This window comes from uncultured Cardiobacterium sp. (assembly GCF_938028185.1).
GTDB lineage: Bacteria > Pseudomonadota > Gammaproteobacteria > Cardiobacteriales > Cardiobacteriaceae > Cardiobacterium.
Genome location: NZ_CALJAH010000159.1, coordinates 1 through 9,210, shown reverse-complemented (window position 1 = coordinate 9,210; position 9,210 = coordinate 1). Strand labels below are relative to the sequence as shown.

Below are 9,210 nucleotides of genomic sequence, written 5' to 3'. Positions count from 1 at the left end.
AGGGTGCCCAGTCAGGCGACGCAACACCGTATGAGGCTTTCGGTGGATGGCTATAACTGGCGCTGACGGGGCGGGTGTTGCCGTAGTCTTACCGGGCGGGACGCGGTAGAATTGCGAGCGTTTCTTGATTCGGGTCGCATTATGAGTCTGTTTTTTTCGTTGTTCGTGCGTTGTTTTTGGCTGCCGCTGTTTGCGGCAGCGGTTTTGTCTGCCGGGCGCACGCCGCAGCCGGGGCGTTGGTTCGCCTGGTTTGTCGGCGGGGTACTGGCAGGTGCGGCGGCGGTGGCGTGGTTGCCCGATGCGTCGGCGACGCTTTTTTGGTTTGCCGCCATGCGCGGCGCGCTGCTCGTGCTGGCGCTGTTGTTATTGCTGACGCGGCGCGCTTTGGCGCTGGATGTGCTGTGGTTTGCCGCCGGCTTGCTTGGCGCCGCGCCGTTTTTTGCCGCGCCGGTGATGAGCGCGTTTTCGACGACTTCGGTGGTGAACACGGCGTTTATTTTGCATTTTGCGGCGGTGCTGGCGGCGGCGGGGCTGTCGGCGCTGCTCGCGTTGTGGTTCGTCGTTTTGCGTTCGCTGGTTTCAAGCCGGGTGTGGCGCGCGTTGCTCGTGCTGGTCGTTTTGTCGTGGCTTGTGGTCACGGCGGTGTGGCTCGGCGCGGATATGGGGATTGCGGCGGTGAAGTTGCAGTGGCTGGAGGTGTCCAGCGGGCTGTTGCGCTGGCTGGCGCGGACGGAGTTTGTCCGCGCCTGGTTCGGTTATGTGGCGCTTGCCGTGCTGGCTGTGGCGACGCTGGCGGCGCTCGCCTCCGGCTGGTTGCCACGGCGCAAGCGGCTCGCCCGCGCGAAAGCGACCGCGGTGGAGCGGCGTTTGCTTGTCGCCGATATGCAACGCGGGCGGCGCGCGGTGTGGCAGGGCGCGTTTGTTTTTGTTTTTGCCCTCGCCACCGCTTTGTTCTGGGATTTGGTGGCATCAAAACCGCCCGCGTTGTCGAAGGCGACACCGGTTGAACTTGCCGCTGATGGCGCGGTGCATTTGCCGATTGAGGAACTCAAATTGCGCGACGGCGATTTGCACCGCTTCGCCTGGGTATCCGGCGAGGGCAAGGTGGTGCGCTTTTTTGTGATTGACCGCTTCCCCGGCGAATGGTCGCCCGCAGTGGTGTTCGATGCCTGTTTGCTCTGCGGCGATACGGGTTATGCGATGCAGGGCGATCAGGTGACGTGCATCGGCTGCGGCGTACGCCTGTTCCGCCCGAATGTGGGCAAGTCTGGCGGCTGTAATCCGGTGCCGATTGAGGGCTGGTCGCAGGCGGGCGGCGAGATTGTCGTGCCGCGCAAGGGGCTGGAGGCGGGGCTGACGCTGTTCAAGGCGGTGGTTGAGCTGGAGGTGATTGACCCGGTCGATGGCAGCAAGTTGAAGAACACCACCGCGCCGCACCGCTACAGCTACGGCACGAAGACGTATTTTTTCCGCAATGAAGAGAATTATCAGCGTTTTGTCGATAAACCCGAAGATTTTGTGAAGGAGTAAGGCGATGTTTTGGCGGATGATTTTTCAGCTTTGGCATCATGATTTGCCGCGCAAGGCGCTGGCGTTTTTGACGATTTTTTTGGCGTCCGCCCTGATTGCGGGATTGCTCGCGGTTTCGGTCGATATTGGCGACAAGATGTCGCGCGAGTTGAAGTCCTACGGCGCCAATATTTTGATTGAACCGGCAGGCGGCGCGCTTTTGCCGGACGATGTCGCCGGGCAGCAGTATTTTTTGGATGAGAAGGTGTTGCCGTCGGTGATGGATATTTTTTGGCGCAACAACATCTACGGCTTCGCGCCGCTGCTTTCCGGGCGGTTGCGCGCCGGGGACGTTGAGGTCGCAGCGCTCGGCACGTTCTTCGATCACCCGCTCGATGTCGCCGATGAATCGAATTTCCACACCGGGCAGAAGGCGGTCAGTCCGTTTTGGCAGGTCGCGGGCGACTGGCCGGATGATAGCGGCGCACTGCCGGACGAGTTGCCGCTGCTCGCCGGCGTCAAGCTCGCGACGGAACACGGCTGGCAGGTGGGCGACGTCTTGTCGCTCTCGTCCACCGCGCCGGACAGCCCCGTGCGGCGCGCGCGCATCGTCGGCATTCTCACCAGCGGCGCGGCGCAGGATAACCAGCTCGTTTTGCCGCTTGCCGCGTTGCAGGAATTGCTGGGACTTTCCGGCAAAATCAGCGCGATACAAGTCGCGGCAATGACCGTGCCGGAGAACGACCTTTCGCGCAAAGCGCACGAAAACCCCTCAGCGCTCGATGCCAAGCAGTACGACCAGTGGTATTGCACCGCCTACGTCTCGACCATCGCCCACCAGCTAGAGGAAACCGTTTCCGGCGCGGTGGTGCGCCCGGTGTGGCAGGTGGCGGCGTCCGAAGGCGTCGTTATCGAAAAAATCCAGCTCTTGCTGATTGTTTGCAGCATCGCCGCGCTGATTTCCGCCGGCATGGGCATCGCTTCGCTTACCGGCAGCGGCATCATGGCGCGCGCCAAAGAAATCGGGCTGATGCGTGCGCTGGGCGCCAAACCGTGGCAAATCGCGCTGCTTTTCTATGCCGAATCGGTGCTGGTCGGTGCCATCGGCGGCCTGCTCGGCTGCGCCGGCGGCGCGTTGCTCGGCTGGGCGATTGGCGAGGCGCTCTTTGGCGCGGCGCTCGGCTTTACCTGGATAGTGGTGCCGGTGGTGGTCTTCGCAGCAGTCCTCATTGCACTGATTGGCACCTGGTTCCCGGTGCGCAGCATCGCCCGCCAAATCCCGATTGAGGTGCTTTATGAACGCTAACAGCATGAAATGGTTACTGCTTTTCAAGGCGCTGCGCCTCAAATGGCGGCGCACGCTGGTCATCGTCGCCGCCCTTTCCATCGGAGCTGCGATGGTAATGGCGATGGCATCGGTCTATTTCGACATCAACGAAAAAATGAGCCGCGAGCTGCGCTCTTTTGGTGCCAACTTCTACCTCGGCGCGAAAAACGAAACGCCGTTTACCCTCGAACAATACGAAGCCATCATCGCCGCCATGCCGCCTGAGCTCTACCACGCATCCAGCCCCTACCTCTACGCGGTAGCGCGCAGCGAACGCGAACCGGTCGCGCTGGTTGGCGTTGATTTCCCGGCGCTGCCGGCGCTGGTGCCTTACTGGCAGGTGCAGGGCGGCTGGGTCGGCGTCGCCTTTGACGACCGCAACACCATGCTCGGCAAGGCACTCGCCGCGCAACTGGAGCTGAACGTCGGCGACAACATCACCCTCGTCAAAGACAACGGCCAGAAAAAAACCTTCCGCATCAAAGGAATCGTCGAAAGCGGCGACGCGATGGACAACGTCATGCTGCTCAACATCCGCGTCGCGCAAGACTGGCTCGGCAGCGCTGGCGGCATCAGCTACGCGCTGGCAAGCCTTGCCAACGACAACGACGCCGTAACCGCCTACGCCGCAACCCTCTCGCGCGAGTACCCGCAGCTAGACATCCATCCCATCCGCAAAGTCAGCGCTGCCGAAGGGCAGATACTGCACAAAATCAAAGGACTAATGGGCGTGGTCTGCATCGTCATCCTGCTGCTCTCTAGCCTTTGCGTGAACACCTCGCTTACCGCAATGACCCACGAACGCCGCCGCGAATTCGCCCTGCAAAGCGCGCTCGGCGCCAGCCGCAAAGCCATTACCGCGCAGATGATTCGCGAAACCGCGCTGATGGCTGCCGTTGCCGTCGTCATCGGCATCGCGCTGGGGCTTGTCCTCGCGCAAATCCTCGGCGAAGTCGTCTTCCATGCCAGCATCGCGCCGCGCCTGCCGGTCTTCCCGCTCGTCATCGTTCTATCCGTCGCCGTTGCCGCCGCTGCCGTCGTCCTGCCGCTCAAGCGCGTCCTTGCCCTGCAAGCCGCCGACATCCTCAAAGGAGCCTGAACCCATGCAACCCGTCATCCAAACCGTCCACCTCTACAAACGCTTCGGCACCGTTACCGCGCTGGACGACGTCAATATCGCCGTCGCGCGCGGCGAATTCGTCGCCATCATGGGTTCGAGCGGCTCCGGCAAAACCACGCTGATGAACATCCTTTCCTGCCTCGACACCCCCAGCGAAGGCCAAGTCCTGCTGAACGGCACCGACGCCGCCGCGCTTGACGACGAGGCCCGCCGCATCTTCCGCGCGCGCACCATCGGCCTCGTCTTCCAACAATTCCACCTCCTGCCCTACCTCACCGCCTGCGAAAACGTCATGCTGGCGCAGTACTACCACAGCGTTACCGACAAGGCGGCGGCGCTCGCCGCACTGGAACGCGTCGGCCTCGCGCACCGCAGCGACCACCTGCCCAAGCAGCTTTCCGGCGGCGAACAACAGCGCGTCTGCATCGCCCGCGCGCTCATCAACGAACCGGAAATCCTCTTTGCCGACGAGCCCACCGGCAACCTCGACGCCGAAAACGAACAAACCGTGCTGCGCATCTTCGCCGAACTGCACGCGCAAAACCGCACCATCGTCATGGTGACGCACAACCCCGATTTGGGCGCGCAAACCGACCGCATCATCCGTCTGCAACACGGGAGAATCCAGGCATGAAACGCCGTCACCTCATCACCCTGCCACTCGCCGCCCTGCTACCGCGCCACCTCCTGGCACAAACCCGGGACAACATCGCTGCCAAAAAACGGACGCTGGTGGCTCATTGACCCCAGTGGCAACCGCTGCCTGCACATCGCCGTCGTCGGCCTATATAACAGCGAAACCCCAGGCAGCCGCGCCGCCTACCAAAAAAAATACCGAAGCCTTGCCGACTGGGCGAACCAAACCATTGACCAACTGTGGGCGTACGGCTTCAACGGCGCGGGCTGTTGGAGCAGCATCACCGAAATCCGTGCCGCCCACCACCGCTTCAGCTACTGCGCCTATATCGAACCGATGGGAAAATTCCGCGACGCGCTCAAAGCCCAGGGCGACTTTCAGGGCAAAGTAGGCTGGCAAGGCTATCCCAATGACATCATTCGCGTCTTCGATCCGCGCTTTGATGCGCACATCGAAGCAGAAGCCAAAAAACTGGCGCAATACGCCAACGACCCCTACTGCGTCGGCTACTTTACCGACAACGAACTGCCGTGGAAAAACGACGCGCTTGACCGCATCCTTACCCACTATCGCGCCCCCGACCCCGGCTACCTTGCCGCACAAAAATGGCTGAACCTGCGCAAAGGACACCACGCCACCCTGGCCGACATCAACGACGCCGACCGCCAGGCATTTGGCGCCTACTACATCGAAACCTACCTGCAAAAAATCACCCGCGCCACCCGCAAATACGCGCCGGGCAAACTCTACCTCGGATGCCGATTCAACCAACACAAAGAAGAACTCGCCAACGAAGCACTCATCCGTACCGCCGGCAAATACATGGACATCCTCTCCATCAACCACTACCACAAATGGCAGCCGGAAGCGTGGCAAATGCAACAATGGGAGAACTGGTCGGGCAACCCCTTCCTCATCAGCGAGTTTTACAGCAAAGGCGAAGACTCTGGACTTGCCAACGAAAGCGGTGAAGGCTGGATCGTCAAAACCCAGGAAGACCGCGGCTACTTCTACCAAAACTTCATCATCGAACTGCTGAAAAGCCGCGCCTGCGTCGGCTGGCACTGGCTTTCCTACCAGGACAGCGACCCCCAACACGGCGGCAACACCCCCTCCAACCGCAACACCAACAAAGGCCTGTACACCTACGATTACCGCCCCTACAACGCCGCCCTCAAACCCATGCAAGAAATCAACAACCGCCTCTACCGCCTCATCGAATACCTCGACCGCAGTTGATCCCCCCGGCCTCGGCGCGAAAAGCGACCGCATCATCCGCCTGCAACATGGCAGGATTCAGAAATAAGCACCCGCTGCGCGTATAAAAACCCCGCTAATGCGGGGTTTTTTGTGCGCTGTTCCAAAGTAGGGGCGGTTAGGGCGAAGCCCGTAACCGCCCGCCAAACGAAACGGGCGGTCTCTCTCTCTCGCTGCGCGAGCAATAATTTGTCGCTGCGCGAGCAATAACTTGTCGCTGCGCTAACCGCCTCTACGGAAAAAACAGAAAAGGCGGGGAAAACCCCGCCCTTTCCTTTCATCCGTGTCAGTTCAATAACGCCGCCGCCGCAATCAGCGCGCTCGCCTTGTTGAGCGTTTCCTGCCATTCGCTGTCGGGGTTGGAGTCGTAAACGATGCCCGCGCCCGCCTGTGCGTAGAGGCGGCCGTCCTTGATGATGGCGGTGCGGATGGCAATCGCCATGTCCATGTTGCCGCTCCACGACCAGTAGCCGACCGCGCCGCCGTAAACGCCGCGCCGCTCCGGTTCGACTTCGTCGATGATTTCCATCGCGCGGATTTTCGGCGCGCCGGAAAGTGTTCCGGCGGGGAAGGTGGCGCGCAGCACGTCCATCGCGTTGATGTCGGGGCGCAGTTTGCCTTCGACGTTGGAGACGATGTGCATCACGTGCGAGTAGCGCTCTATCACCATTTTTTCGCTGATTTTCACCGTGCCGGTCTGGCTGATGCGGCCGATGTCGTTGCGGCCGAGATCTATCAGCATCACGTGTTCGGCGATTTCTTTTTCGTCCGCCAGCAGCTCTTGTTCGAGTGCCAAATCTTCTTCCGCCGTTTTGCCGCGTTTGCGCGTACCGGCAATGGGGCGGACGGTAACGGTATCGCCCTGTTTGCGCGCCAGTATTTCCGGCGAGGAGCCGATGATGTGGAAGTCATCGAGGTCAAGCAGGTACATATAGGGCGACGGGTTGGTGATGCGCAGCGCGCGGTAGTAGTCCAGCGGCGGGGGCGGGAAGGCGCAGCTCATGCGCTGCGACGGCACTACCTGCATGCAGTCGCCCGCCATGATGTATTCGCGGATTTTGGCGACGTCCGCCTTGAATGCCGCTTCGGGGTAGTGGTACTGCACCTCCGGGCGTGCGCCGTGCGGGTTGAGCGAGCGCACTTTCGCCTTGCCGGGGCGGTTAATCGCGGCTTCCATCGCGTCCAGCCGCGCTTCGGCGGCGGCAATGCCGTTGGGGTCGGCGAGGTCAGCGTGGCTGATGAGGTGGACTTCGCCGCGCAGGTTGTCGAAGACGGCAAGCTCAAGGCTTTGCATAAACAATATGTCCGGTAGGCCGAGCGGGTCATGCTGCGGGCGCTTCGCCAGGCGTTTTTCGATGTAGCCGATGGTGTCATAGCCAAAGTAGCCGACGAGGCCGCCGGTGTAGGGCAACTCCAGCGGCAACGGCGCCGGGCGCAAGGCGGCGTGGTAGTCGGCAACCCAGGCGAGCGGGTCGGCGACATCGCGTTCTTCGACGACAGCGCCGTCGCGGCGGATTTGTAAATGGTGGTCGCGGATGCGCACGGTTTCGCGCGCGGGCAGGCCAATCATCGAGTAGCGCGCCCAGCGCTCGCCGCCTTCAACGGATTCGAGCAGGTAGGTGTAGGGCGCGTCTGCGAGGCGGTCGTAAAGGGCAACCGGGGTGAGCAGGTCGGCGAGGATGGTGCGGACGACGGGCTGGTGGGTGTAGTTCATCAAGGGTTCCTTTGTATCTGATAACAATAGGGTGCGCCTTGGCGCACCGTAAAGCGGGTGAATGTGCAAAGAACAGTTTTCGTAAATGGCATGGAAAGAATGGCAGAGAGGATGACGGGCTTGCATCGGCGGTCATTTCACGGACGCTACCCCCACCCCGCCCCTCCCCCGCTGCGGGCTTCGCCCTGCAGGGGAGGGAGTAATTCATTACCGCACCCCGGCAATCTCATGGCGCATCGCGGCAATCACCGCCGCGTAGTCCGGCGCGTTGAAAATGGCGGAACCGGCGACGAACATGTCCGCGCCTGCCGCGGCAATGGCGGCGATGTTGTCCGTTTTCACGCCGCCATCGACTTCGAGGCGGATGTCTCGCCCGCTTGCGTCAATGATGCGGCGCGCGGCGCGCAGTTTGTCCAGCGCAGAGGGCAAAAACGCCTGCCCGCCAAAGCCGGGATTGACCGACATAATGAGGATGAGGTCAATCTTGTCCAGCACGTAATCGAGGCAGGCAAGCGGCGTCGCCGGATTGAACACCAACCCCGCCTTCATGCCGTGGCTTTTGATGAGTTGCAGCGAGCGGTCAATGTGGATGCTCGCCTCCGGGTGGAAGGACACGTAATCCGCGCCCGCTTGCGCAAACTGCTCAATCAGCGCGTCCACGGGCGAGGCCATCAGATGCACGTCAATCGGCGCGGTAATGCCGTAGTCGCGCAGCGCCTGACAAATCGGCGCGCCAAAGCTGAGATTGGGGACGAAGTGGTTGTCCATCACGTCAAAATGGATGACGTCCGCCCCGGCGGCGAGCACGGCAGCGACGTCCTCGCCCAAACGGGCGAAATCGGCAGATAAAATGCTCGGAGCGATACGGTAGCGGGTCATATTGGTGCTTTCTTCCATAAATAGGGCTATAATTCATCGCACATCGTGCCAAAAACGTAGTGCTTTCCACTACATTGTTGTTTACACAGGTTTACCAAGATTATACCGTGTTTCACGCCGTCATTCGTATACTGGCGGCAATAAATTTACTTGGTTCGACACTGAATCTAAAGAGTTAATCCCATGACTCCCCTCCCCCGCCGCCAAACCCTTTGCCGGGTTGTATTTTCCACCCTCCTGCTCACCACCGGCAGCCTCGCCTTGGCCGACAGCCCAACCTGCGATATGCGCCAGCTCGCGCTCAGCAGCAGCCAACAGGAACAGCTGCGCCAAGTGCGCGCCGAATACCGCCAACGGATGGACAACCTCGTGGCTCAATCGCGCAACCTGCGCCAATACACCACGCAAGCTTCCAACTTGGTGCTCTCCGGCCCGGTGTTTGATGAAAATATGGCACGGCATTATGTGAACGAAAAATACACCCCACAAATGCAGCGCGAAGTGGAAAACCTGCGCGCCCAGCACGCCTTGCTGCAAATCCTCACGCCGCAGCAGCGGCAGGAATGGCGCAGGCATTGCCTGTATCAATAAAGCACCCTGTCCGATGGAAAGGCTACCTGAAAATTCAGGTAGCCTTTTGCTTGGGTGCGTGTTTGAGTAGCGGCATGATTCGGGACAGTATGGCCGGGCTGTCGGTGCAGGCTACCTGAAAACCCTATATAGCAATGTGGCCTCCGACGGAAGCCGCGTTTTAACTGCGTGGCAGC

Annotated in this window: 8 protein-coding genes; 6 read left to right on the top strand and 2 right to left on the bottom strand. The window is 61.0% G+C overall.

Features of this window, described 5'->3' with window-relative positions:
- The first annotated feature begins 141 nt into the window (after positions 1-141).
- From Q0349_RS04815 to Q0349_RS04795, 5 genes are all read left to right on the top strand, one after another.
- Positions 142-1,530, top strand: coding sequence for a Fe-S-containing protein (locus tag Q0349_RS04815; protein WP_298079745.1), 1,389 nt, complete (start codon positions 142-144; stop codon positions 1,528-1,530).
- Positions 1,531-1,534: 4 nt separating this feature from the next.
- On the top strand, positions 1,535-2,815 hold the full coding sequence (locus Q0349_RS04810; protein ID WP_366916278.1) for an ABC transporter permease: 1,281 nt from the start codon (positions 1,535-1,537) through the stop codon (positions 2,813-2,815).
- Positions 2,805-3,935 (top strand): FtsX-like permease family protein, encoded by a 1,131-nt coding sequence (locus Q0349_RS04805; protein ID WP_298079743.1) that lies wholly within the window; start codon positions 2,805-2,807, stop codon positions 3,933-3,935. The genes Q0349_RS04810 and Q0349_RS04805 overlap by 11 nt, the downstream gene beginning before the upstream one ends.
- Before the next feature lie 4 nt (positions 3,936-3,939).
- On the top strand, positions 3,940-4,590 hold the full coding sequence (locus tag Q0349_RS04800; RefSeq protein ID WP_298079742.1) for an ABC transporter ATP-binding protein: 651 nt from the start codon (positions 3,940-3,942) through the stop codon (positions 4,588-4,590).
- A gap of 339 nt (positions 4,591-4,929) precedes the next feature.
- Positions 4,930-5,832 (top strand): hypothetical protein, encoded by a 903-nt coding sequence (locus Q0349_RS04795; protein WP_298079741.1) that lies wholly within the window; start codon positions 4,930-4,932, stop codon positions 5,830-5,832.
- Between the two features lie 304 nt (positions 5,833-6,136).
- Here the strand turns inward: Q0349_RS04795 and trpE are convergent, their stop codons facing one another.
- Entirely contained in the window at positions 6,137-7,564 is a 1,428-nt protein-coding gene (gene trpE, locus Q0349_RS04790) for an anthranilate synthase component I (protein ID WP_298079740.1), read from the bottom strand.
- Between the two features lie 207 nt (positions 7,565-7,771).
- On the bottom strand, positions 7,772-8,443 hold the full coding sequence (rpe, locus tag Q0349_RS04785; RefSeq protein ID WP_298079739.1) for a ribulose-phosphate 3-epimerase: 672 nt from the start codon (positions 8,441-8,443) through the stop codon (positions 7,772-7,774).
- Positions 8,444-8,626: 183 nt separating this feature from the next.
- On the opposite strand from rpe, the gene Q0349_RS04780 reads away from it, so the two are divergent.
- Complete coding sequence (locus tag Q0349_RS04780) at positions 8,627-9,034, top strand: Spy/CpxP family protein refolding chaperone (RefSeq protein WP_298079738.1); 408 nt, start codon at positions 8,627-8,629, stop codon at positions 9,032-9,034.
- Positions 9,035-9,210 lie beyond the last annotated feature (176 nt).

Bases quoted from the DNA above. Each gene is read 5' to 3' on its own strand.
- Q0349_RS04815 (WP_298079745.1), top strand. From the start codon at position 142: ATGAGTCTGTTTTTTTCGTTGTTCGTGCGTTGTTTTTGGCTGCCGCTG.
- Q0349_RS04810 (WP_366916278.1), top strand. From the start codon at position 1,535: ATGTTTTGGCGGATGATTTTTCAGCTTTGGCATCATGATTTGCCGCGC.
- Q0349_RS04805 (WP_298079743.1), top strand. From the start codon at position 2,805: ATGAACGCTAACAGCATGAAATGGTTACTGCTTTTCAAGGCGCTGCGC.
- Q0349_RS04800 (WP_298079742.1), top strand. From the start codon at position 3,940: ATGCAACCCGTCATCCAAACCGTCCACCTCTACAAACGCTTCGGCACC.
- Q0349_RS04795 (WP_298079741.1), top strand. From the start codon at position 4,930: ATGGGAAAATTCCGCGACGCGCTCAAAGCCCAGGGCGACTTTCAGGGC.
- trpE (WP_298079740.1), bottom strand. From the start codon at position 7,564: ATGAACTACACCCACCAGCCCGTCGTCCGCACCATCCTCGCCGACCTG.
- rpe (WP_298079739.1), bottom strand. From the start codon at position 8,443: ATGACCCGCTACCGTATCGCTCCGAGCATTTTATCTGCCGATTTCGCC.
- Q0349_RS04780 (WP_298079738.1), top strand. From the start codon at position 8,627: ATGACTCCCCTCCCCCGCCGCCAAACCCTTTGCCGGGTTGTATTTTCC.